24 protein-coding genes are annotated in these 22082 nt (G+C 70.0%); 8 read left to right on the forward strand and 16 right to left on the reverse strand.

What is annotated here, in order from left to right; all coding sequences use genetic code 11:
* Positions 1-2 precede the first annotated feature (2 nt).
* Positions 3-1505, reverse strand: a complete 1503-nt coding sequence (locus EI982_RS05495; protein WP_157688531.1) for a DUF790 family protein — start codon at positions 1503-1505, stop codon at positions 3-5.
* A gap of 88 nt (positions 1506-1593) precedes the next feature.
* Between EI982_RS05495 and EI982_RS05500 the strand changes: the two genes are divergently transcribed.
* On the forward strand, positions 1594-1980 hold the full coding sequence (locus tag EI982_RS05500; RefSeq protein ID WP_157688532.1) for a transcriptional initiation protein Tat: 387 nt from the start codon (positions 1594-1596) through the stop codon (positions 1978-1980).
* Here EI982_RS05500 and EI982_RS05505 read toward each other — a convergent pair whose 3' ends face one another.
* A complete protein-coding gene (locus EI982_RS05505; RefSeq protein WP_157688533.1) occupies positions 1981-3327 on the reverse strand; it encodes a DEAD/DEAH box helicase in 1347 nt (448 codons plus the stop codon).
* Between the two features lie 51 nt (positions 3328-3378).
* On the opposite strand from EI982_RS05505, the gene EI982_RS18285 reads away from it, so the two are divergent.
* Together EI982_RS18285 and EI982_RS05510 are read left to right on the forward strand one after the other, a co-directional pair.
* Positions 3379-3543: a hypothetical protein gene (locus EI982_RS18285; RefSeq protein WP_199243739.1), complete on the forward strand. Its 165-nt coding sequence runs from the start codon at positions 3379-3381 to the stop codon at positions 3541-3543.
* A gap of 294 nt (positions 3544-3837) precedes the next feature.
* On the forward strand, positions 3838-4959 hold the full coding sequence (locus tag EI982_RS05510; protein ID WP_157688534.1) for a pyridoxal phosphate-dependent aminotransferase: 1122 nt from the start codon (positions 3838-3840) through the stop codon (positions 4957-4959).
* A gap of 213 nt (positions 4960-5172) precedes the next feature.
* On the opposite strand, the gene EI982_RS05515 is transcribed toward EI982_RS05510, so the two are convergent.
* The gene (locus EI982_RS05515) at positions 5173-6354 is read right to left on the reverse strand and encodes a redox-regulated ATPase YchF (protein WP_157688535.1); all 1182 of its coding nucleotides are present in this window, start codon (positions 6352-6354) and stop codon (positions 5173-5175) included.
* Positions 6355-6514: 160 nt separating this feature from the next.
* Here EI982_RS05515 and EI982_RS05520 point away from each other — a divergent pair, with 160 nt between their 5' ends.
* Both EI982_RS05520 and EI982_RS05525 read left to right on the forward strand, forming a co-directional pair.
* Complete coding sequence (locus EI982_RS05520; protein ID WP_199243740.1) at positions 6515-6790, forward strand: hypothetical protein; 276 nt, start codon at positions 6515-6517, stop codon at positions 6788-6790.
* The gene (locus EI982_RS05525; RefSeq protein ID WP_157688536.1) at positions 6787-7215 is read left to right on the forward strand and encodes a type II toxin-antitoxin system VapC family toxin; all 429 of its coding nucleotides are present in this window, start codon (positions 6787-6789) and stop codon (positions 7213-7215) included. The genes EI982_RS05520 and EI982_RS05525 overlap by 4 nt, the downstream gene beginning before the upstream one ends.
* Before the next feature lie 536 nt (positions 7216-7751).
* On the opposite strand, the gene EI982_RS05530 is transcribed toward EI982_RS05525, so the two are convergent.
* Positions 7752-8603 carry a polymer-forming cytoskeletal protein gene (locus EI982_RS05530; RefSeq protein WP_157688537.1) on the reverse strand — a complete coding sequence of 284 codons (852 nt, stop codon included), beginning with the start codon at positions 8601-8603 and terminating at the stop codon, positions 7752-7754.
* Between the two features lie 98 nt (positions 8604-8701).
* Here EI982_RS05530 and EI982_RS05535 point away from each other — a divergent pair, with 98 nt between their 5' ends.
* The gene (locus EI982_RS05535; protein WP_157688538.1) at positions 8702-8902 is read left to right on the forward strand and encodes a DUF5800 family protein; all 201 of its coding nucleotides are present in this window, start codon (positions 8702-8704) and stop codon (positions 8900-8902) included.
* 61 nt (positions 8903-8963) lie between these two features.
* Here EI982_RS05535 and EI982_RS05540 read toward each other — a convergent pair whose 3' ends face one another.
* The 11 genes from EI982_RS05540 to EI982_RS05590 form a co-directional block, all read right to left on the reverse strand.
* A complete protein-coding gene (locus EI982_RS05540; RefSeq protein ID WP_157688539.1) occupies positions 8964-9704 on the reverse strand; it encodes a dolichyl-phosphate hexose transferase in 741 nt (246 codons plus the stop codon).
* Positions 9705-9746: 42 nt separating this feature from the next.
* Entirely contained in the window at positions 9747-10496 is a 750-nt protein-coding gene (locus EI982_RS05545) for a ribonuclease H-like domain-containing protein (protein ID WP_157688540.1), read from the reverse strand.
* A 45-nt stretch (positions 10497-10541) separates the two neighbouring features.
* Entirely contained in the window at positions 10542-11345 is an 804-nt protein-coding gene (locus EI982_RS05550) for a DUF7847 domain-containing protein (RefSeq protein WP_157688541.1), read from the reverse strand.
* A gap of 81 nt (positions 11346-11426) precedes the next feature.
* Complete coding sequence (locus EI982_RS05555) at positions 11427-11618, reverse strand: hypothetical protein (RefSeq protein ID WP_157688542.1); 192 nt, start codon at positions 11616-11618, stop codon at positions 11427-11429.
* A complete protein-coding gene (locus EI982_RS05560) occupies positions 11615-12754 on the reverse strand; it encodes an XdhC family protein (protein WP_199243741.1) in 1140 nt (379 codons plus the stop codon). The genes EI982_RS05555 and EI982_RS05560 overlap by 4 nt, the downstream gene beginning before the upstream one ends.
* Before the next feature lie 87 nt (positions 12755-12841).
* Positions 12842-14137 carry a VWA domain-containing protein gene (locus EI982_RS05565; protein WP_233255295.1) on the reverse strand — a complete coding sequence of 432 codons (1296 nt, stop codon included), beginning with the start codon at positions 14135-14137 and terminating at the stop codon, positions 12842-12844.
* On the reverse strand, positions 14134-15081 hold the full coding sequence (locus EI982_RS05570; protein ID WP_157688543.1) for an AAA family ATPase: 948 nt from the start codon (positions 15079-15081) through the stop codon (positions 14134-14136). The genes EI982_RS05565 and EI982_RS05570 overlap by 4 nt, the downstream gene beginning before the upstream one ends.
* A 15-nt stretch (positions 15082-15096) precedes the next feature.
* Entirely contained in the window at positions 15097-15981 is an 885-nt protein-coding gene (locus tag EI982_RS05575) for an FAD binding domain-containing protein (protein ID WP_157688544.1), read from the reverse strand.
* The gene (locus EI982_RS05580) at positions 15981-18383 is read right to left on the reverse strand and encodes a xanthine dehydrogenase family protein molybdopterin-binding subunit (protein WP_157688545.1); all 2403 of its coding nucleotides are present in this window, start codon (positions 18381-18383) and stop codon (positions 15981-15983) included. Before EI982_RS05580 ends, EI982_RS05575 begins: the two co-directional genes overlap by 1 nt.
* Before the next feature lie 2 nt (positions 18384-18385).
* On the reverse strand, positions 18386-18886 hold the full coding sequence (locus EI982_RS05585; RefSeq protein ID WP_157688546.1) for a (2Fe-2S)-binding protein: 501 nt from the start codon (positions 18884-18886) through the stop codon (positions 18386-18388).
* A gap of 2 nt (positions 18887-18888) precedes the next feature.
* Positions 18889-19488, reverse strand: coding sequence for an SRPBCC family protein (locus EI982_RS05590; RefSeq protein WP_157688547.1), 600 nt, complete (start codon positions 19486-19488; stop codon positions 18889-18891).
* 251 nt (positions 19489-19739) lie between these two features.
* Between EI982_RS05590 and EI982_RS05595 the strand changes: the two genes are divergently transcribed.
* Both EI982_RS05595 and EI982_RS05600 read left to right on the forward strand, forming a co-directional pair.
* A complete protein-coding gene (locus EI982_RS05595) occupies positions 19740-20942 on the forward strand; it encodes a molybdopterin molybdotransferase MoeA (RefSeq protein ID WP_157688548.1) in 1203 nt (400 codons plus the stop codon).
* Positions 20939-21562: a nucleotidyltransferase family protein gene (locus EI982_RS05600; RefSeq protein WP_157688549.1), complete on the forward strand. Its 624-nt coding sequence runs from the start codon at positions 20939-20941 to the stop codon at positions 21560-21562. Before EI982_RS05595 ends, EI982_RS05600 begins: the two co-directional genes overlap by 4 nt.
* A 97-nt stretch (positions 21563-21659) precedes the next feature.
* Here EI982_RS05600 and EI982_RS05605 read toward each other — a convergent pair whose 3' ends face one another.
* A complete protein-coding gene (locus EI982_RS05605; RefSeq protein ID WP_157688550.1) occupies positions 21660-22028 on the reverse strand; it encodes an ArsR/SmtB family transcription factor in 369 nt (122 codons plus the stop codon).
* Positions 22029-22082 lie beyond the last annotated feature (54 nt).

Below are 22082 nucleotides of genomic sequence, written 5' to 3' on the forward strand. Positions count from 1 at the left end.
GTCTATCCCTTCTCGCGGATCGTCCCGCCGCTCAGTCCGTCCCAGGCCACCTCGTACCCCAGTCGCGAGAGGACGGCACTGGTCTCGGAGAGCCCGTACTCGGCCAGTCGCTCCTCGGCAGTATCGAGGGTCTCACCGGCGTCGAGCGCGTCGTCGAGGGCGGACAACACGTCCGGGCGGACCAGCGTCCGGCCGACCCGTTCGTGCTCGGGGAAGGCGACGGTGTCGAGGGCGTCCTCGCCGACGCCGTGGGTCGCCGCGAGGTCGGCGAGGGTGACGACGTCCGCGTCCGGGCGGAGTTCGTCCGGCAGGGCGGCCCGTGTCTCCGCGACGAGGTCGGCCTCGTAGCGCCGGAGGGCGTCGACCACATCCTTCACCCGGACGGTGCCAGCGTAGGTGATCGTGCGGTGGTCCCGGGCCTCGATCTCGTCGCTGACGCCGAGGCTCTCGTCGACCGCGACCAGCAACTCGACGTCCTCGACGTCCGCGAGTTGGCCGAGTTTCTTCTCGACGTACTCGGGGGTCCAGAAGCCCATGATCTCGAAGAAGACGCGGAAGTCGGCGAAGCGGTAGTCGAAGGCGAAATCCGGGATCATCACGCGCGTCCCGACCGCCAGGGGTTCGGGTTCGCGAACGAGGTCCCAGTCGAGATCGAGCGCGGTAAAGCGGGCGGCGAAGTCGGCCTCGACGCCGCTGTCGTAGGTCGGCTCGGCGATGGGGTCGACACCGGGAACGCCGACGTCGTCGTCGGTGAGGACGAGTTCGCGCTCGGTGCCGCGGTCGTCTATCGTCGCCGTCAGCCGCCAGTCGGCCGTCTTCGCCACCGACCGCAACAATCGGGCGAAGGCCGTGCCGTACCGTCGGGTCCGCCGGAAGAGGTGGTCGGGGCCGGTCACCACCACCTCCCGGCCCGCATCCGTCCGGTGGATCTCGTACATCAACCCCAGGCGCTTGACCGCCGAGACCAGCGCCTTGGGGTCCGAACTCCGGACGCGAACCTCGACGGCGTCGAACAGCGCGGTCTGGGCCAGCGACAGGTCGTACTGGTCGAGGAGCGCGTCGGGCGTCCACCGGGGGTCGAAGTCGGCGAGCACCTGCCGAACCTCGCGGTCGGCGTACAGCGAGTCGGCGACTGCCGCCGGGTCGACCCCGAGCCGGCCGGCGGCGCGGTCGAGCGCCCGGTCCCGGTCGGCCTCGGTGACGACGCCCACCGTCTCGGCGGCTTCGAAAGCGATCCGGCGAGCCCGTTCGGGGGGCACCGCCGCCCGCGTCTCGAAGGTCGCGTCCCGCTCGCACAGTGACGCGAACCCGCGGACCAGTTTGAAATCGTCGGCCTCGCCCTCCAGATCCGCGAGCGCCGCGTCGAGGGCCGACCCTGGCTCCCCCACGTGGTCGGCGAAGGTCCCGAGAACGCGCGCGGCCAGTGGCCGGTCGGCGCGGTCCGCGAACTGCGGGCGGTAGCCGCCGCCGGCCCGCGACACCCGGAGCAGGTCCTTCCGGAGCACGCGCCCACCTCGTCGTTCCGTGGATAAAATCCCGCCGACGGGCGGGCGCGAGGACAACGCTCTTGTCGCTCGCCGGGGTCGATCCGGTATGGACAGGCGTCGCGCCCTCGCGTTTCTCGGACTCGCCCTCTCCGCCGGGTGTGCCACGCCCGGCGCGACCGGTCCGCGAACCCCGCCGACGCCGGGCGGGGAGTCCCCCGGGACCGGCGGCGACGGGGAACTGAGCATCAGCGATCAGGACTTCGAGGAGGCCGACGACGGCCACCTGCGGGTGCTGGCGACGGTGCGGAACCCGGCGGGGACGGAGCGAACCCGGACGCTCGTCGTCGCCGTCACCGTCGGGGAGTCGACGACCGAGCGGCGCCGCGAGGTGACGGTCCCCGCCGACGGGGAGCGGGAGATCGCCGTCGAGTTCGAGGACGTCGCCTACGACGACTTCGTGGGCGACGGCTCGCTGCAGTCGCGGCTGGAGTGATCACCGCCGCCGCTCGGCCACCCGCTCCTCGGCCGTCTCGGCGCTCACCACCTCGTAGCAGACGGCCGTCCGGCCGTCGGCCTTCGGGCGGAGCACCCGCCCGAGGCGCTGGGTGAACTCGCGTTCGCTCCCGCTGCCCGAGAGGATCACCCCGACGCTCGCGTCGGGCACGTCGACGCCCTCGTCGAGGACGTTCGCGGCCACGACGCGGGTGTAGGTTCCCTCGCGGAACCGGTCGAGGATCGCCCGCCGCTCGCTCGCCCCCGTCTCGGCGGTGATCGCCGGACAGAGGAAGCGCTCGGAGAGCCGGTAGACGAGGTCGGTGTGGGCGGTGAAGACGATGGTGCGCGCGTCCGGGTGGCGCGCGAAGATCCGCTCCAGCGCGTCGACTTTCGCCGCCGAGTTCATCATGATCTCCCGGGCCTCCTGTTTGGCCAGCAGCGCCTCCCGGGCTCGCGGATCGCTCCCGGACCGCTTGACCAGTTCGCGGTAGTCGCTCCCGCTGGACAGCGAGAGGTTCGAGGTCTTGAGGTAGTCGACGAAGGTGCCCTGGGCGTCCTCGTAGGCCTCGCGTTCGGCGGGCGTCAGTTCGACCTCGACCCGCCGGAGTTCGTAGTCCGCGAGGTGGTCGCCGGCCAGGTCGTCGACCGAGCGGTCGTAGACGACGGGGCCGACGAGGTCCGCGACGACCTCGTGGGCCCCGTCCGGACGCTCGAAGGTGGCGGTCAGGCCCAGGCGGGCGGGCGCCGGAAGCAGGCGGGCGATGTCGCGGTAGCCCTCGCCGCCGAGGTGGTGGACCTCGTCGAAGACCACGAACCCGAACCGGTCGCCGACCTCGTCGGCACGGAGGTACGCGGAGTCGTAGGTGGCGACTGTCAGGGATTCGAGGCGTTGCTCGCCGCCGCCGAGTTGGCCGACCGGCACCGAGAACTCGGTTTCGAGTTCGCGGCGCCACTGGTGGAGAAGGTCGACCGTCGGCACGACCACGAGCGTCGGCGTCGACAGGTCGGCCATCGCCCTGATCGCGACGACGGTCTTGCCGCTCCCGGTCGGGAGTTCGAGGATCCCCCGCCGGTCGGCGTCCGCCCACGCCGCGAGCGCCGCGGACTGGTAGTCCCGGAGGTCGTACGTCGTCGACAGATCGAGCGTCGGGAGGTCGAACACCCGATCCTCGTAGTCGATTCCGGCCGCGTCGAGGGCGTCGCGGAGGGCGGCGTACCGGTGGGCCGGCGCCCGGAGGGTCCCGCTCCGGTCGTCGAACTCGACGGGGAGGGCGTCGGCGGCCACGGGGTCGAGGTCGCCGTCGAGCCGAATCGTTCCGTCGGCGAACCGGGCGACGAGGGTCACGGTCGACCTTCGAGGGGTGGAAATATATGCCCTCCGCACCCCCCATCACACATGGCATCAGACGACCTCGACGCGGAGGTGGCGGCCTTCCTCGACGCCGCCGAACGCGTCTACGACGAGTACGACGACGGCTACGTCGACGCCGACAGCGCGCTCTCACAGTTGGGCGATCACGTCTCGACCCTGCGCGACGCCTACGAGGACGACCCGGAGTGAGCGGTCGGGACGGCCCAATAGCCCTCATAGCAACCCCTTTTTCGCCCGACGACGGACCGTCACCTGCGCGACCACCTGCCTCACGGAGGACGACCGCCGCCGGATCGGGGAGTTCGCGGAGCGATCGGCGTGGAATCGCAGTCCAGAGCTGCTGTGTCCGGGCGAGAACTCGGACTCCGGCGTCGGGGACGCACACGAGTGAGTCGCCGGCCGGGTGTCCCCCGGTGACGCGGCAGGGCCCGGATCGGCCGAAAAACGGGAACACCTATGCCGGACGGGACCCGGAACGAGGGTATGACCGAGTTCTCCCCACGCGTCGAGTCGATATCCATCAGCGGCATCCGCGAGGTGTTCGAGGCGGCCGGCGAGGACGCGATCAACCTCGGCCTCGGCCAGCCGGACTTCCCGGCGCCGGACCACGCCCGCGCGGCGGCCGTCGAAGCCATCGAGGCCGGAAAGGCCGACGCCTACACGGGTAACAAGGGGATCCGCCCGCTCCGGGAGGCCATCGCCGCCAAGCACGAACGCGATCAGGGGGTGGCCGTCGACCCGGACGACGTCATCGCGACCGCGGGGGGAAGCGAGGCGCTCCACCTCGCGCTGGAGGCCCACGTCGACGCCGGCCAGGAAGTGCTCATCCCCGATCCGGGGTTCGTCTCCTACGACGCGCTGACGAAACTCGCGGGCGGCGAGCCGGTGCCGGTTCCCCTGCGCGACGACCTGACGTTGGATCCCGCCGCCGTCGAGGACGCCATCACCGACGACACCGCGATGTTCGTCGTCAACAGCCCCGGCAACCCGACCGGCGCGGTGTCGCCCGCGGAAGACGTCCGGGAGTTCGCCCGCATCGCCGACGAACACGACGTGGTCTGTCTCTCCGACGAGGTGTACGAACACTTCGTCTTCGACGGCGACCACCACTCGCCGCTCGCCTACGCCGACACCGACAACGTGGTCGTCGTCAACGGCTGTTCGAAGACCTACTCGATGACCGGGTGGCGACTCGGCTGGGTCACCGCCTCCACCCGCCGGATCGAGCGGATGCTCCGCGTCCACCAGTACATCCAGGCCTGCGCGTCGGCGCCGGCGCAGTACGCCGCCGAGGCGGCGCTCTCCGGCCCACAGGACGTCGTGAGCGAGATGCGCGACACCTTCCGGGAGCGGCGCGACCTCCTGCTCGACCGGTTCGAGGCGATGGGCGTCGAGGTGCCGACCCCGAAGGGCGCCTTCTACGCCATGCCGAAGGTGCCGGAGGGGTTCGTCGACGCCTGCATCGAACGGGACGTGATCGTCGTCCCCGGCGACGCCTTCGGCGCGAACGGCGCGGGCCACGCCCGCATCTCCTACGCCAACGACGCCGAGGTGCTCCGCGAGGCGCTCGACGTGATGGCCGACGTGGTGGCGAACCTACGCTGAACGGCCGCGAACCGACCGTTCGCCGTCCCGTCGAGTCCCCGCACCGACGAATGCCGGTAGATAAACTCGAATAAACTGGCGACCGTAGTGTCAACGGCAGATTAAACTAGCCACGCGACGTGAGTTTATTCACCCGCTGACGGCTCGATCCTCCCCATCCTGGTTGGATGACGCGAGCGCACCGTGCGCTCGCCCGTACGACGACTGCCCGTCTCAGTTCGCGGTGCTGACGATTTTGATCACGTCCCCCTCCGAGAGTTCGTGGTCCTCGCCGATCCGCCGGTCGGAGCGCGCGTCGACCGCGTGGAGGTAGCCCTCGCCGATATCGGTGTGGATGGCGTAGGCGAGGTCCGGCGGGGTCGCCCCCCGCGGGAGCAGGACGGCGTCCGGAAGGACGTTGCCGGCGCCGTCTGTCCACCGCGTCTCGTTTTGCACGGGGAAGACGGTGATCCGGTCGAGCAAGTCGTAGACGGCGGCGTCGATGGCGGCCTGTACCCCGGTGCCGCCGTGTTCCGCCATCACCTCACGGATGCGTTCGAGCCCCTCGCGCTGGGCGTCGCTCACGTCGCCGACCACCTCGAAGTCGGGGTCGCCGGGGTCGTAGTCGACGGCGTCCGCGTCGCTCGCGGTCCGGAGGGCGAGTTCGCCCTCGGCCGTCGCCGGGATCACCGGCTTGTCGGTGGCGCGCAGCCGCTCGAGATTCTCCGCAGGCGCGACGTCGGCCTTGTTGGCGACGACCACCAGCGGCTTGGTGCGGGCGCGGACCTCGCGTGCGAGCGCGGCCCGGTGCTCGTCGGTCCACTGGATCGGGTCCTCGGGGTAGTCGAGCGCCCGGAGGCTTCCGGCCACGTCCGCCACCGTCGCCCCGAAACCGGTGAGCATGTCGGTGAGGACCTCGTCGATGTCGAAGTCGGGCGAGCGGGACTTGCGCTCGACGCCCTCCCAGTTGCGGTCGACGATGCCCGCGAGCCACTGGTCCATCTCGCGTTCGACGAAGTCGACCTCCTCGACGGGGTCGTAGGTGCCGACCTCGACGGGTTCGCCCTCGGCGTTCGTCCCGCCCGAGGCGTCGACCACGTTGAGGATGGCGTCGGCGTCCGTGAGTTCGTCGAGGAACTGGTTGCCCAGCCCCTTCCCCTCGTGGGCGCCGGGGACGAGACCGGCCACGTCGAAGAGTTCGACGGGCACGTAGCGCTTGCCGTCGCGACAGCGCTCGCTGCCACAGCGCTCGTCGCGGTCGAGACAGGGGCAGTCGGTGCGGGCGTGGGTCACCCCGCGGTTGGCGTCGATGGTCGTGAAGGGGTAGTTCCCCACGTCCACCTCCGCGCGGGTGGCGGCCTGATAGAACGTGGACTTGCCCGCGTTGGGCTTGCCCGCGAGCGCGAGAGAGCGCATACCGGACGGTGGCGGGTCGAGGGGAATTTAGTTTCGGTCGGGTCGCACCACCGGCACGGGGCTGATCGTTCCGTTCGGCTCCGTGCTCGGCGCCCGGGATCCGAGATAGGGCTCGAGCGTGGTAGAAATCTTTACCCAGTAGCGGATTCTATCGAACGGTATGGCAACCTCGGTGAAGATGGACGACGATACCAAGGCCCGTCTCGAACGGTTACAGGCCGAGATCCGGCTGCAAACGGGGAGACGGGTCACCCAGCAGGAACTGCTGGCGCGACTCGTCGCGGAGGCAATCGAGTCCAAGGCCGACCTCGTCGACTCGTTCCGCGAGGAGCGCGTGCCCCTCGCCGACGCCGAGCGGGAGGCGTTTCACGAGGGGATGGTCTCCTCCGGCGTCACGACGAGCGAGGAGGACATCGACGACGTGCTGTACGGATGAGCGTCCTCGTCGACACGGGCGTGTTCTTCGCGCATCACGATACGGATGCGGAGCGTCACGGGGCAGCCGTCGATGCGTTCGACGACCTGCTCGACGGGGTCTACGGCCAACCGTACACGAACGACTACGTCTTCGACGAAACCGTGACACTCACACGGGCCCGAACGGGATCGTTCGAGGCGGCGGACACCGTCGCCAAGCGAATCCTCGGCGAGGGATCGTTTCCACAGGTCGTCGAGATGCGACACGTCGAACCGGACGACGTTCGGGCGTCGCTCGCGGTCTTTCGTCGGTACGACGATCACGACTTGAGTTTCACCGACGCGACCGTCGTCGCGCAGTGTGAGTCGCGGGGTATCGACGCCGTGCTGAGCTTCGACACGGGTTTCGACGGACTCGTCGATCGTATCGAACCGGGAGGTTGACCTCCTCCCACGGCTGAAGCCGTGGGATTCCCCGAAGGGGAGTTCAAGGTTGCGCGTTTCCTCGGCCCTCAAGTACGCTTTCGCGTGGGGCGTTCGACGGTGGCCGTTCGGTTACGACCCCGAACGTGCTTTCCAGCGCGTACAGCCCGGCCAAACGGGCCTTCCCACCCGGACGCGCCGGGCGCTTCGACGGCCCGAATACCGGTTCGGGCCTCCACGGTCGGGTATTCAGCCAACTGGGTACCACGGGTCGCGTCACCTCGCGTGTTACGCCGTGGACTGGGTTCGGCTTTCTTACCCGGCGGGCTGTGGACGCGAAGCGTCCGTTGGGGTCGAAGACCCCGTGCCACAACCGGGGAACGCCGTCACAACACAGTACGGGAGGGCCAAACTTAACGATTCGGGACACAACTCCCGGCTGGCTGGTGGGCCGTGGATTGTCCCCCCACCGTGTCGGCTTCATCCCACGGCTAAAGCCGTGGGCTTTCGCCTCGAACAACTGTAACGACGTGACGGGGCGGTCCACCGGCCCCGGTTCACTCGATTTCCCGTTCCGCCTCCGGCCGAACGATCCGCATCTCGCCGCGCGAGCGGATCGCCCCATCGACGACGGCGTCCTCGTGGAGTTCGAGGTCGGTACAGGAGACGTCGCCGAGGACGCGCACGTCGGGGTCGAGCCGGACCGTCCCGCCGCGGGTCGTCACGTCGCCGTGGATGCGGGTCCCCTCGGCGACGGTCACGTCGCCGCGGGCGCGCAGGCTGCCGAAGACGTTGTTGTCGGCGCCGACGTCGATGGACTCCGCGCGGAGGTTGCCGTGGAGGCGGCAGTCGTCGCCGACGCGGGCGGGCGTCGAGACCTGCCAAGCGTCGTCCGAGACTTCGCTCCCGCGGGGGATCACCAGCGGATCCTCGGGGGCATCCCCCGAGAGCGCCTCCGCGATCTCCTCGGCGGCGCCCTGTTCGCCCACCCGGAGCAACTGCGAGAGGACGATGAAGTAGAAGACGAGCGTCGGGACGGGGTTCCGGATGACGATCCAGCCGTTGGCCTCGAACCCCTCGTCGATCTCCACGTCGTCGCCGATGTCGAGGTCGCCCGAGACCATGAGCTGACCGCCGACGTGGACGCGCTCGCCGAGGTAGGCGTCGTCGCCGACGAGGACGTTACCGGCCACGTCACACCACATGTCGAGCCGACAGTTCCCCTCGGCTTCGATGTCGCCGCCGAAGCGGGCCCGCTCGCCGGCGACCACGTTCCGCCCGCGGACGCCGAACTCGACGGTGCTCTGACCGCCGACGATCACGTCGCCGTCGGTCACGAGGTCGTGCTCCTCGACGGTGGTCCCGTCGGGGATCTCGAGCGCGTCGAGCGGATCCCTCCCGAGTGACACGCGCGTGACTACAGGCTTCTCGTATTAAAACGGCCGTCAGACGGCCGTCCGACGCGGAGACAGGCAGGGTTTTGAGTCCCGACCGATTACCCCCGTCCATGACCACGCTCTCCTTCGACGACGGCGGCGTCGACGTCGTCTACGAGGGAACCGAGTTCCGACTGGAGAAGGCGCTGATCGAGGACGCCGTCGGGAAGACCTACCCCGACGTGACCGACCACGAGGTGCTGAAGATGGTGGAGAAAGAGCCGTCGCTGACGGGCGAACCGCGGCGGATCGGCGACATCGTGAACCAGTAGCGATCGAACGTCATTGCACAGCCCATCACACGCAGCCCTGCGATCGGCTGTGTGAACCGTTTCAATCGCTACTGGAGGTGTCGACGCGCTCGACCGTCTCGGAGGTGGGGTCGAGACGGCGGTCGAACCGCTCGGCGAACCCGACACGCAGGATGGACTTGGCGATGGCGGCGCCGCCCCGGAACGGGTCGAGTTTCGTCTCGCCCGCCCGCTCGTCGTAGTCGATGGGCACCTCGGTCACGCGGTAGCCCCGGGCGACGGGCCGCATCAGCAGTTCCGCCGACAGGCCCGTGTTCTCCGTCCACTCGATCCGGTGGAGGAGGTCGCGGCGGTAGGCGCGCATCCCCGTCGTCACGTCGTGGAGGCGCCGACCGAGGATGAGACTGGCGAGCCCCGCGAACGCGCGGTTGCCCAGGCGGTTCAGCGCCGGCATCGTCTCCGGACGGGGCGAGATGCGGTCGCCGCTGACCACGTCGTAGCCCTCGTTGATCCGGTCGAGGAAGTCCGGCAGTCGCTCCATCGGGTAGGTGTCGTCGCAGTCGGTGGTGACCACCACCGGTCGATCCGGCGTCAGCACCGCCTCGCGCACGGCGACGCCGTACCCCCGTGGCTCCTGTTCGATCACGCGAGCGCCCATGCCGCGGGCGATCTCGGGCGTCCGATCGCTCGATCCGTCGACACAGACGACCTCCGCCCGGCCGTCCGTGACGCGGTCGATGTCCGCCAGCACGCTCCCGATCGCCTCCTCCTCGTTGTAGGTCCCCATGACGACGGCCACGTCGTCGAAGGTGTAGTCGCTCATACGCCTACCTACGGACGTCCGCACTTGAACGTTTAGGTTTGCCTAAAACGTCGCGGCGTCGGGGCAGACGGTCTCGTGGAGGCGAGCGGTCACGTGGTCGGCGAGGCGTTCGAGGTTCTCGGTGTCCTCGCGGTTGTAGGAGACCAGTTCGTCGAGGGCGGCCTCGTCGCCGCGTTCGTACTCGCGCCAGAGGCGGACGGCGTCCTCCCCGGAGAGGTCCGGACGGTCGCGGTCGATGCCGACCTCGCTCTCGATGCGCTTGAGACCGCCAGTCAGGTCCAGACGACGACAGGGGTACATGAGATCGAAGTGGGGCGCCTCGATGGAGAGGTCGAAGGACTCCTCGAGGAAGGGGACGTCGAAGCGGGCGCCGTTGAACGAGACGAGAAGCGGCGCGTCGGCGAACCGCTCGCGGAGCGCCGAGGCGGTGAGGTCGTCGCCGCGGACGAGCGTCTCGACGTCGCCGCCGCGGTAACAGCTCACGGTCGTCACGTCGTTGCGGGCGGCGTCGAGGCCGGTGGTCTCGATGTCGAAAAAGAGGGCGTCGTCCCGGAAGTTCTCGTAGAGGCGCCAGCGCTCGCCGGAGGGGAACGACTCGTCGAAAAAGCGGGCGTCGCCGCGGCGGAGGTGGTCGGTCGCCACGTCGACGAAGGACTCGATGCGTTCGGCCGTCTTCGGGCCGACGACGGAGCCGTCGAACGCCTCCCAGTGGGTGATTCCCGCCTCCCAGAGGCGGCGCTCGGTCGTCTCACCCACGCCACGGATCGGGATGAAGCTGTTCTCGATGCGCACGCGTGGTACTGTCGCGTCGGGCGTCAAAAACCTCGCGCCACGCGGTCAGTAGGCGAAGGGCGACGCCGACCCGGGCGGCGTCCAGCCCTCGCCTTTCAGCTGGACGTACGCGCGCGAGCCGATGGCGACGGCGACGAGGCTCGTGACCGCGCTGACGACGAGGCTGACCGCGACGGTGACCAGTTCCGGCGCGCCGACGAACCCGAGGACGATTCCCGGAATCCCGCTGATCAGTCCGATGATGAAGAGGACGACCAGCAGGAGGAACACGCTGAGCCGTTCGCCGGCGGTCAGCGCCCAGCCGTCACGCAGCGCGTCGACCACGCCCTTGTCCTCGACGATCACCTCGAACTCGACGAAGTAGAGGGCGACCGCGAGGTAGATCCCGGGGAGGATCAGGAAGATCAGGCCGACGAAGGTCGCGATACCGACGACGACGCTGACGACGAGGGCGTTCAGCACGACCCATCCGAACCGCCGGCTCAGGTCCTCGGGGAACCGGTCCCGGGCGCCGCTCACGAACGTCCGGATGGTGACGACCCCGACGGCCTGCGCGAGGACGACCTGAGCCAGAAAGAGGACGAGGGCGACGGCCACCCCCACGTCGAGGGCGAGCGGCGAGGCGCCACCCGTCCCGGGACCCATGCCACCGGCCGGGACCCCGCCCGTTCCGGGGTTGGCGGCCGGGACCGCGTCGCGGACCCAGTCCTGAAACGCCGCGCCGAGCGTCTGGGACGTGATCGTCGAGAGTGCGCCGACGGCGAGGTAGGCCACGAAGAGGATCGCGGCCACGCGCGTCGGGAGTCGGGAGAGTCCGTCCTCGATGGCAGCGGGGATGTCCAATGTCATGGAGACGTGTGTACGAGTCGTGTCACCCGTTATAAAGGTGCGGTCCCGAAGCGACGCGAGGCGGTGCGGTCGACGGGGTCGTCACCGGCGGACGTGTACGGGCGCGTCGGCGACCATCACGACGACGTCCGACTCCGGATCCCGGAGCGAGAGTTCCCCCGACGCGCACTCGTCGGCGGGGAGGACGGGCGCCTCGGGGATGCCGTAGTCCGCGGGGTCGTGAAACCGGGCCGCGATCACCCACTCCCGCGCCAGCATACGCCCGTCGCTCATGGCCGCAGCCGACGTTCGAGCGACTCGCCGGCCCGGAGGTGCGTCGGCGTTCGCCCGTACCGGACCGCCAGCAGTTCGGCGACGATGCTGTGAGCGATCTGGTACGGCGTGCCGCCGCCGAGGTCGAGCCCGACGGGAGTGTAGAGGCGCTGGAGCGCCGCCTCGGACGGCTCGCGCCCCTCCTCGCGCCACTCGGCGGCGATCTCCTCGAAGCGCTCGGCCGGTCCCATCAGTCCCACGTACGGGACGTCACTCTCCAGGAGTTCGCCGACCGCGATGGCGTCGTCGACGAAGTTGTGCGTCATCACGACGGCGTACGTGTCCGAGTCGAGGTCGAGTTTCGAGCGGATCTGCGCGGGGGAGAGCGACCGGACGGTGTGGGCGGCGGGGAAGCGCTCGTCCGTCGCGTCGGCACCCCGGAAGCCCGCGACGGTGACCCGGAAGTCGGCCCGGCGGGCGAGTTCGGTGACCGGCCGGACGTCGTGGCCGGTCCCGAAGACGACGAGGTCGGCGGGGGGCGTGACGTGGTCGACGAACACCGCGATCCGTCCGTCCGGTCGCGGACACTCGACCGTCTTCGAGTCGCCGGCACGGCGGCACTCGCGGGCGGCCGCCGCGAGGTCGTCGCCGAACCACTCGGGGGGATCGGCGGGCGTCGGATCGTCGCCGACGGCGACCGTACGCGCCCCGACCGGGGCCGCGGAGTGATCGGCGTCGACGACGGTGTAGACGAGCGACTCCCGCCCCTCGTCGTACGCGTCGAGTGCAGGGCGGAGCGACCCGTCGAGCGGTTCGAGCAACACGTCGATGACGCCGTTGCAGCCGACGCCGAGTCCCCACACGTCGTCGTCGCCCGTCAGGTCGAACTGCTCGACGCGGGGACGTCCATCCGCACGGACCTCCGCCGCGAGGTCGAGCATCACGTCCTCCAGACAGCCGGCGGTGATGCTCCCCAGACCGGTGTCGCCGGCCACCAGCATCTTCGCGCCCGGTCCACGGTACGCGCTCCCCTCGACGCCGACGATGGTCGCGAGGATCGGGGTCCCCTCGGCGTCGATACCGCGGCGGATCGACGCCATCACGTCCGCCTCGGGTGCGCTCCACTCGTCGTCCGGCACGAGGTCGTCAGCGCTCACGGCGGCTCCCTCCTGATCCCCGGTTCGGCGCCGGAAGACGTGGTCGATCGTCGGTCGATGCGGTCGTCGGTGTGGTGTGTGGTGGTGTCATCGGTCGGTTCGTCGCCAGTCGTGTTCGTAGCCGACTGGCCGCTGTCGGTGTCGAAGCTGTCGTGCCAGATCGAACAGGTCGGCCGGTTCCGCGAACGCGAACACCCCGTCGACGTGTGGACGAGCCGTCACCATCCCCCGGCACGTCGGCTCGTAGGCCGTCGAGGCCGCGAGCGGGTTGAGCCAGAACACGCGCCGCGCCCGGCGGTCGAGCCACGTCATCCCGTCCTCCAGACTGGAGAGGTCCCCGGTTTCGAGGCCGTCGCTGACGACGAGGACGACCGTCTCGCGGTCGACGGCGTCCGGAGCGTGGTCACGGATCGTCGTCAGCGCGTGCCCGATGCGGGTGCCACCGCCCCACGCGGCTTCGAGCCGGTCGAACTCCCGGAGCGTCGCGTCGGGCGACTCGGCCCGCAACGCCGCCGTCACCTCGGTCACGTCGGTGTCGAAGAGGAAGGTGCGGACGGTGCGCCACTCGTCGGTCAGCGCGCGGAGCACGCACACCAGGAACTCGCGGTCGACCGTATCGAGGACCGACCGGCTCACGTCGACGAGGACCAGTCCACGGACGGCGTCGGATCGTCGTGCCAGCCGTGGCACCTCCATCACCACGCCCCCGGTGGCGTGTGTCCGTCGCATCGCCCGGCGCACGTCCGGTCGGCCGTCGGACGCCGACGCCCGTCGGCGGCCGGGCAGGCTGGCCAGCGCGTCGGTGAGCGCCCGCACCGCCGGCGTCGGATCGGCGATGGCGCTCGCGCCCAGCGACTCGGTGTCGACGCGAGCCGACGATCCGGTCGGGCTGTACCGGGCGCGCGTCGCCGCGTCGTCCTCCCGGACGGGTGCGTCCACGTCACCGAGCCGCCGGGACGCGACCGACTGCGGGCCGTCGCCCCCGGCCGCGTCGTCGGTCTCGCGGTCGACGGCGTCGTCGCCGGCCACGTCCGACGCGAACCCCCCGTCCAGCGACGCGGTGTCGACGCCGCCCGGCCGGTCGTCGGTCGCGTCCGTGACCCGGCGCCAGAACCGATCGAAGAGGCGGTCGAACGTCGCCACGTCCCCGGGGCGGGAGACGAGCGCCGCACGGAGCGCCGTCCGCGCCCTGCTCCGGTCGTCGAGACCGACGGCGGCGAGCGCCTCGGCGGCGACGAGCGACCCGTCGGCCGGCACCTCGACGCCCTCGGTCCGGAGGGCGCCGACGAAGCGGACCAGCGCGGACCGGACGCGCACGGTGGGATCGGAGGGGGGAAGATCGTCGCCGGCGTCGGGGTCGGGATCCGGGGGCACGTCGATCACTCGTGGGGCGTCTCGGCCGCGGCGAGGAGGGCCGACATGGTTTCGTCGTCGATCCGTTCGACGTCCTCGGCCTCCTTCAGGAGACAGCCGAGGGTGGTCCGGACGTCGGTCTCCGTGAGAGGGCGGTCGTCGTCAGCGGGGGCCTCACCGTCGTCGCCGTCGACCGCCACGCCGTCGAGCGCGGTGAGCGCCCGCGCCCAGTCGAGCGTCTCGGCGACGCCCGGGGGTTTCAGGAGCGACTCCTGCCGGAGGCGTTCGGTGACGCCACAGACCGCGGCGACGACGGCGTCGTCCAGTTCCGGCACCTTCCGCCGGACGATGGCCCGCTCTTTCTCGAACGACGGCGGTTCGACGTGGAGGTACAGACAGCGACGCTTGAGCGCGTCGCTCAGTCCACGCGTCCGGTTGGACGTGATGACGACGACGGGCGGCGTGTCGGCGGCGACCGTCCCCAGTTCGGGGATCGACACCTGGAAATCCGAGAGCACCTCCAGCAACAGCGCTTCGAACTCCTCGTCGGCCCGGTCGACCTCGTCGATCAACAGCACGGGCGGGCGCTCGCCGTCGTGGCGGAGGGCACGGAGGAGCGGCCGCTCCAGCAGGTACTCCTCGGTGAACACCGACCCCTCGTCGCCCTCCCGGCCGGACTGCACCGCGAGCAGTTGCTTGGTGTAGTTCCACTCGTACAGGGCGCTCTCGGCCGCCAGCCCCTCGTAACACTGGAGCCGAACGAGGTCGGTGTCGAAGCCCTCGGCCAGCACCTTGGCGAGTTCCGTCTTGCCGGCGCCGGGTTCCCCCTCGACGAGGAGCGGGCGACCGAGTTTCAGCGCGAGCAACACCGTCGTCGTGATCTCGTCCTCGGCGACGTAGTCGCTAGCGTCGAACAGCGACTGCAGTCGCTCGCTCGTCAGCGTCTCGAAGTCGTCGTGGATGGCGTCCGTCATGGGGGCGGCCCGGGGTTACGGCGGCCCGGCGACGAGGCCGGTCCCCGTCGCCGCGTCCTCGATCGCTCGTTCGACGTAGGTTTCGAGCAACTGCGCCCGGAACTCGGCCGACGCCTGGAGGTCGTCCATCATCATCATCTCCTCGAGGTCCTCGGTCGCGTTCGCGGCGGCCGCGGCGACCGTCTCCTCGTCCGGGTTCGTCCCCGCGAGGGCGTCCTCGACGGGATCGAGGCGGACGCCGTGGTCCATGATCCCGTTGGCGGCGACGCCGACGTCCTCGACGAGACCGGCGTCGACCGTCAGCGAGACGGCGACGCCGACCATGGCGTACCCCGAGGACGGACTCGGCTTCTTCGCGTACGCGCCGGCCGCTTCGGGACGGGCCGGGAACTCGACGCGCGTGAGGAGTTCGTCCTCGCCGACGTCGGTGGCGTACATCCCGAGGAAGAAGTCGTCGGCGTCGACCCGGCGTTCGCCGTCGGGACCCTGCACGACCATCGTCGCGTCGGCCGCCAACGCCGCCGCCGGCAGGTCCGAGGCGGGGTCGGCGTGGGCGAGGTTCCCGCCGACGGTGCCACGGTTGCGCACCTGTACGTCGCCGACCGCGTGGGCCGCCTCCGCGAACACTTCGACGTTCTCCCGCACCGCGTCGGACTCGTCGATCGTCGCGTAGTTCGTGAGGCCGCCGATCGAGACGGTTCCGCCCCCGTGGTCGATCCCGCGCATGGCGTCGATGCGACCGATGTCGACGAGGAGGTCGGGACTCGCCAGCCCCGACTTCATCGTCGGCAGGAGGCTGTGACCGCCGGCGAGGACCTCCGCCTCGGGGTTCTCGGTCAGCAGGTCGATCGCTTCCTCGACCGTCTCCGGCCGTTCGTAGTCGAACTCGTCGGGGAACATCAGTTCTCACCCCCGTCGGTCGCGGCGTTGGCGGCGCGCCACACTTTCTCCGCTTTCAGCGGCATGTCGATGTGCTCGACGTCGAGCGCGTCACAGACGGCGTTGACGACCGCCTGCGGCGCGGCGATGGTGCCGGCCTCGCCGACGCCCTTGACGCCCAGTGGATTCACCGGGCTCGGCGTACAGGTGGAGTCCGTCTCCATCTCGGGGACGTGTTCGGCCTTCGGGACGGTGTAATCCTGCATCGATCCCGTCACGAGTTGGCCGTTGTCGTCGTATTCGGCCCCCTCGTAGAGCGCCTGACCGATCCCCTGAGCGACGCCGCCGTGGATCTGTCCCTCGACGATCTTTGGGTTGATCTGGTTGCCCACGTCGTCGACGGCGACGTAGCGTTCGATCTCGATCTCCCCGGTGGCGGGATCCACCTCGACGACCGCGGCGTGGAGACCGAACGGGAACACGAAGTTGTCCGGATCGTAGAACGAGGTCGCCTCCAGACCGGGCTCCATGTCGTCGGGCATGTCGTGGGCGAGATACGCCTGCGTGGCGATTTCGGTGATGTGCATGGAGCGGTCCGGTGCGCCGGCGACCTGGAAGTCGCCGCCCTCGAACTCGACGTCCTCGGGGGCGGCCTCGAGCTGGTGGGCCGCGATCCGTTTCGCCTTCTCGACGAGCTTCCGGGAGCTCTTCACGAGCGCGCTGCCGCCGACGGCGGCGCTCCGGCTTCCGTAGGTCCCCATCCCCTGTGGGATCTCGTCGGTGTCGCCCTCGACGACCTCCACGTCGTCGTAGTCGACGCCGAGTTCGTTGGCGACGATCTGGGCGTAGGTGGTGTCGTGTCCCTGACCGTGGCCGGAGGTGCCACAGTAGGCGGTCACCTTCCCGGACGGGTGGAACCGCACGAGCCCGCTCTCCCACAGGCCGGCCTGGGCGCCGAGTTGGCCGGCCAGTTCCGAGGGGGCCAGCCCGCAGGCCTCGATGTACGCCGAGAGGCCGACGCCGACGTACTTGCCGTCCTCGCGCGCCTCCCGCTGTCGCTCGCGGAGGGCGTCGTAGTCGAGGATGTCGAGGGCCCGGTCGAGGGTCTTCTCGTAGTCGCCGCTGTCGTACTCGACGGCGACTTCGGTCTGGTAGGGGAACTCCCCGACGAAGTTGCGTCGTCGGAACTCGGCGGGATCCATCCCCACCTCCTTGGCGGCGAGGTGGACCATCCGCTCGACGACGAAGGAGGCCTCGGGGCGACCGGCGCCACGGTAGGCGTCGACCGGCGGGACGTTCGTAAAGGCCCCGGTGACCGAGCAGTGAATCGCCGGGATGTCGTACTGCCCGGACAGGAGCGTGCCGTACAGGTAGGTCGGCACCGCGGGCGCGAACGTCGAGAGGTAGGCGCCGAGGTTGGCGTCCGTGTCGACCCGGAACCCGAGGATGTCGCCGTCCGCGGAGAGCGCCATCTCGGCGTGGGTGTCGTGGCCGCGCCCCTGGGCGTCGGTGAGGTACGTCTCGGTGCGGGTAGCCGTCCACTTCACCGGACGCTCGTGGCGCTTGGCCGCCAGCGCGACCAGCGCCTCGTCGGCGTAGTGGTGGATCTTGCTCCCGAAGCCGCCACCCACGTCGGGTGCACGGACCTGCAGTTTGTGTTCGGGGTGGTCGATGACCCCGGACATGAGCAGGCGGTGCAGGTGGGGGTTCTGGGAGGTCATGTGGACCGCCAGTTCGTCGTTCGAGGGGTTGTACTCCGCCACGGCGGCCCGTGGCTCCATGGCGTTCGGGATCAGGAGCTGATTCTCCAGATCGAGGTCGACGACGTGATCGGCGTCCGCGAAGGCGGCGTCGGTCTTTTCGGCGTCACCGATCTCCCAGTCGAAGGCGACGTTGTCGCCGGCGTCGTCGTGCACGACGGGCGCGTCGTCGTCGAGCGCCTCGTCCGGGTCGACCACCGCGCCGAGGCGGTCGTAATCCACGTCGATCCGGTCGACGGCGTCGTGGGCGACGTAGCGCTCCTCGGCGACGACGACTGCGAGGGCGTCGCCCTGATAGCGGACACGCTCCTCGGCGAGGATCGGGTGGTCGACCTGTTCGAGCGAGTCGAGCAGCCAGCCGGTCGGGAGGCTGCCGGGCACGTCGAGGTCGGCGGCGGTGAACACCTCGATGACGCCGTCCATCGCCTCGGCCTCGCTCGTGTCGATACCCTCGATGCGGGCGTGGGCGTGCTGGCTCCGCTTGATGGTCATGTGGACCATCCCCGGCAGTTCGATGTCGTCGGTGTACTCGGCGTCGCCGGTCAGAAGCGCCGGATCCTCGCGGCGCTCGATGGCCGAGCCGAGGATGTCCGCGGCGTCGACGTCGTCGGGGTCGATGGACTGGACGCCCGAACCGGATTCGGATTCGGATTCGGCACCCATCCTCAGTCACCCCCTCCATCGGCCACCGCGGGCCGTTCCTGCATCTTCTCGGCCGCGTTCTCCACCGCGCGGACGATGTTCTGATACCCCGTACACCGACAGAGGTTGCCTTCGAGTGCCTCTCGGATCTCCTCCTCGCTCGGATCCGGATTCCGCTCCAACAGTTCGGTCGCGGTCATCATCATCCCGGGCGTACAGTAGCCACACTGCAGGCCGTGTTCCTCCTGGAACCCCTGCTGGATGGGGTGGAACTCGCCGTCGTCGGCGAGGCCCTCGACGGTAGTCACCTCGGCGCCGTCGGCCTGGACCGCGAGGAGGGTACAGGACTTGACGGCCTCGCCGTCGAGGTGGACCGTACACGCCCCGCACATGCTGCTCTCACAGCCCACGTTCGGGCCGGTGTAGTCGAGTTCGTCCCGAAGGACGTTGATCAGCAGGGTGCGTGGCTCGACGCTCAGTTCGTGTTCGGTGCCGTTTACCGTGAGTGAAATCTCGCGTGCCATCGTCAGATGTAGTTGCTGATGCGGTCGCGGAGACCGGACGATTCGTCGCCGACGTCGCTCAACTCCTTCTGTACCTGTTTGAAGAACCGACCGACGACGCGGTTGGCGACCGGGTTGATGACGCGTTGGCCCATCTGGGCGACGCGGCCGAACACGTCGGCCTCGGTCCACCACTCCACGTCGACGCCGTTCTCCGTCTCGACGAGTGTCATCCCCGAATCCATCTCGAACGAGGAGTCGCTCGCGCTCCCCTGTCCGGAGGCGTCCATCTCCGGGAACTCCCGCCGGTCGATGGTCACCACCGTCTCGAACCGCGGCTTGACGCTCCCGACGCCGACCTGCACGAGGGCGGCGTAATGCCCCCCCTCGACGAGGCCCCGTTCGGCCACGTCCTCGGGGTCGGCCTCGGGGAGCGTCGGCGGGTTCTCCTCGTCGGCGGCCGCCTCCTCGAGGGCCTCGAAGTCCACGTCGTCGGGGTCGTCGACCTCGACGAGGAACTGACACCCCGGGAGCGCGTTCTCGATCATCACCGGATCCGACAGGGCGAGCCACACCTCCTCGGTCGTCACGTCGTCCAGACCGAACGTCCCGTCGAACTCCATCTATCGGGTCACCCCGTTCGACGCATCGACGTTAAGTGATCGTGCCATCATTGGGAAACTACTGTGGAAGTAACCATAACAACCAACATAATAAAGATTATGAGTGAAATAGAAACCGTATTCAGTTATCCCACGCTAGCGATTCAGGCTAGAGACGGGAAGATCGAGCGAACGAGCGAGCGATCGGACCACAGCGAACCGAATTCGGTTTCTGTCGTTACCGAATTCGACAACAGGCGGGGTGGAGGGACGTGAGCGACGAACCCGGCCGGGCGGCCGTGGCGGCCATCGCCGCGGGCCTCCGGGAAACGGTCGTGTGCGACACGGGGACGGTCCCGCTCGACGCGATCGACGGACGCAGGCTCGCGGAGCCGGTCGTCGCGTCGGCACCGCTCCCGGCCCACGACTACGCGACGATGGACGGGTTCGCCGTCGCCACGGGGGACGGACTCCCGCTGTCGATCCGTGGACGGGATATCGGGCCGGACGACGATCAGAGCGGCCACGAACCCGGAACGGCGACCCCGATAGCCACCGGCGCGCCGTTGCCCCGCGGTGCCGACGCCGTCGTTCCCGAGGAAGACGCACGCGTCGTCGACGGGACGCTCCGCGGGCCGCGTGCCGGGGCGGGGAGCCACGTGATCGGCCGCGGGAGCCACGTCGGTGCCGGCGAGACGGTGCTCGCACGCGGAACCGTGCTGTCGGCGCGCAACGCGGCCCTCCTCCGTGATCTGGGACGGGAACGCGTCGTGGTCGAGCGGCCCCTTTCGGTCGGGGTCGTCGCGACCGGCGACGAGGTGGCGGCCGACGTCCAGCCGGACCGGGACTCGGAGGCGGTCGCCGGTCTCGTCCGTCGGTGGGGACACGAGGCGACGATCGAACGTCCGATCCCCGACGATCCGGCGGTGCTTCGCGAGCGACTGGCCGCCCTCGCGGCCGACCACGACGTCCTCGTCACCTCCGGCGGGACGAGCGTCGGATCCGGGGATCACACCGTCGACGCACTGGCTGACCTCGGGACGGTCGTCCAGCGGGGGATCGCCCTCCGACCCGGTCGACCAGTGGCGTGCGTCCGCCTCGACGAGTACGACGCCGTCGGGGTCGCGCTCCCCGGCAAACCGGTCGCGGCCTACGTCGCCACCGTCGCCGTCGTGGCCCCCCTCGTCGGCGGGGAGCGCTCCCACGTCTGGCGAACCGCCACGGCCGCCTGCGATCTGGCGCTCCCCGAGGCCCCGATCGAGTACGCGCTGCCGGTCGTGGTCGAAGACGGAACCGCGATCCCCGTCGGCTCGCCGGCGTCGGACGTCTCCCTGTACGACGACCGCTATCGCCCCGGTCGGGTCGCCGCCTGCCCGCGCGTCCTCGGCGCGGACGGGATCGTGTTCCGCACCGAACCGCTGGCCGCGGGCGAGCGACTCCGGTGGACGCCCTTCGCGGCGCTGGAGGCGCTGTGACCGGATCGTTGCCCGTCCGCTCGCCGCCCTTCCGGCCGACGCGGACGGCGAGTGTCGCCGGCGTCGTCCTCGCGGCGGGGACGAGCTCCCGGTACGGAACGGCGAACAAACTCCTCGCACGGATCGACGGCGATCCGGTCGTCGCTCGCGCGCTCCGTCCCTACCTCGATGCCGGTCTCGACCCGGTGGTCGTCGTCGTCGGTTACGATCACGAACGCGTGCGCGACGCCCTCCCCGGCGGGGTCACCGTCGTCCACAACCCGGAGTACGCGGACGGCCAGGCGTCGTCGGTGCGGACGGGGATCGACGCCGTCACGGGGACCGCCGACGCCGCCGTCGTCGGTCTCGGCGACATGCCGTTCCTCCGGACGGAGACGGTCCGACTCCTCGGTCGCGCGTTCCGTGCGGGCGCTGGCGATCCGCTCGCGGCGGCGGTCGACGGGGAGCGCGGCAACCCGGTCTGTTTCGGCGAGCGGTGGTTCGCCGATCTGCGTGCGGTGGATGGCGACGTCGGCGGTCGCGACCTGTTGCTCTCGGCACCCGACGCCGCGCTCGTCGAGACCGGCGATCCCGGGGTCCGACGCGACGTCGATCGGCCGGAGGACCTACGGTCGCCGTGAGGAACCGGGCGGACGTCGGGACGCGGGGGAACCGCGGTGGAAGGAGGGCCGAAGATCCCGACGCGGACGCGCGGAACGCCCGCGCCCGGCGCCGTGGTCAGTCCCCGGCGACGGAGCCGTCGGCGGCCGCGTCGTCGGTGGTGACGGTCACGCCGATGCCGTCGCCGTCGAGGCCGACGGTGACGGCGTCGAGGGTCGCTTCGAAGACGGTTCGGTGGTGGCCGTCCGCGTCGTACGACAGCCACGAGTCCACCAGTCCGGCGTCCTCGAGGCGGTCCAGTCGGCGGTAGATCGTGGCCCGGGACGCATCACACGCCTCGACCAGGCCACGTGCGGGCCGGGGGTCGGCGTGGAGCGCTTCGAGGATGGCGCGACTGTAATCGTCCTCGAGCAGCGCCAACACCTCGTCGGTTCGATCGGTGTCCTGTTGCTCGTCCGGAGTCGGGGGCGGCGTGTACGACGTCATCGGTCTCGGTTCAACCCTCTCGTGCCACCCACCCAATCCTGCTGTCTACGGACG

The sequence above is a fragment of the Haloplanus salinarum genome (assembly GCF_009762275.1).
GTDB lineage: Archaea > Halobacteriota > Halobacteria > Halobacteriales > Haloferacaceae > Haloplanus > Haloplanus salinarum.

Bases quoted from the DNA above. Each gene is read 5' to 3' on its own strand.
- EI982_RS05500 (WP_157688532.1), top strand. From the start codon at position 1,594: ATGGACAGGCGTCGCGCCCTCGCGTTTCTCGGACTCGCCCTCTCCGCC.
- EI982_RS18285 (WP_199243739.1), top strand. From the start codon at position 3,379: ATGGCATCAGACGACCTCGACGCGGAGGTGGCGGCCTTCCTCGACGCC.
- EI982_RS05510 (WP_157688534.1), top strand. From the start codon at position 3,838: ATGACCGAGTTCTCCCCACGCGTCGAGTCGATATCCATCAGCGGCATC.
- EI982_RS05515 (WP_157688535.1), bottom strand. From the start codon at position 6,354: ATGCGCTCTCTCGCGCTCGCGGGCAAGCCCAACGCGGGCAAGTCCACG.
- EI982_RS05520 (WP_199243740.1), top strand. From the start codon at position 6,515: ATGGCAACCTCGGTGAAGATGGACGACGATACCAAGGCCCGTCTCGAA.
- EI982_RS05525 (WP_157688536.1), top strand. From the start codon at position 6,787: ATGAGCGTCCTCGTCGACACGGGCGTGTTCTTCGCGCATCACGATACG.
- EI982_RS05535 (WP_157688538.1), top strand. From the start codon at position 8,702: ATGACCACGCTCTCCTTCGACGACGGCGGCGTCGACGTCGTCTACGAG.
- EI982_RS05540 (WP_157688539.1), bottom strand. From the start codon at position 9,704: ATGAGCGACTACACCTTCGACGACGTGGCCGTCGTCATGGGGACCTAC.
- EI982_RS05550 (WP_157688541.1), bottom strand. From the start codon at position 11,345: ATGACATTGGACATCCCCGCTGCCATCGAGGACGGACTCTCCCGACTC.
- EI982_RS05555 (WP_157688542.1), bottom strand. From the start codon at position 11,618: ATGAGCGACGGGCGTATGCTGGCGCGGGAGTGGGTGATCGCGGCCCGG.
- EI982_RS05570 (WP_157688543.1), bottom strand. From the start codon at position 15,081: ATGACGGACGCCATCCACGACGACTTCGAGACGCTGACGAGCGAGCGA.
- EI982_RS05575 (WP_157688544.1), bottom strand. From the start codon at position 15,981: ATGTTCCCCGACGAGTTCGACTACGAACGGCCGGAGACGGTCGAGGAA.
- EI982_RS05580 (WP_157688545.1), bottom strand. From the start codon at position 18,383: ATGGGTGCCGAATCCGAATCCGAATCCGGTTCGGGCGTCCAGTCCATC.
- EI982_RS05585 (WP_157688546.1), bottom strand. From the start codon at position 18,886: ATGGCACGCGAGATTTCACTCACGGTAAACGGCACCGAACACGAACTG.
- EI982_RS05590 (WP_157688547.1), bottom strand. From the start codon at position 19,488: ATGGAGTTCGACGGGACGTTCGGTCTGGACGACGTGACGACCGAGGAG.
- EI982_RS05605 (WP_157688550.1), bottom strand. From the start codon at position 22,028: ATGACGTCGTACACGCCGCCCCCGACTCCGGACGAGCAACAGGACACC.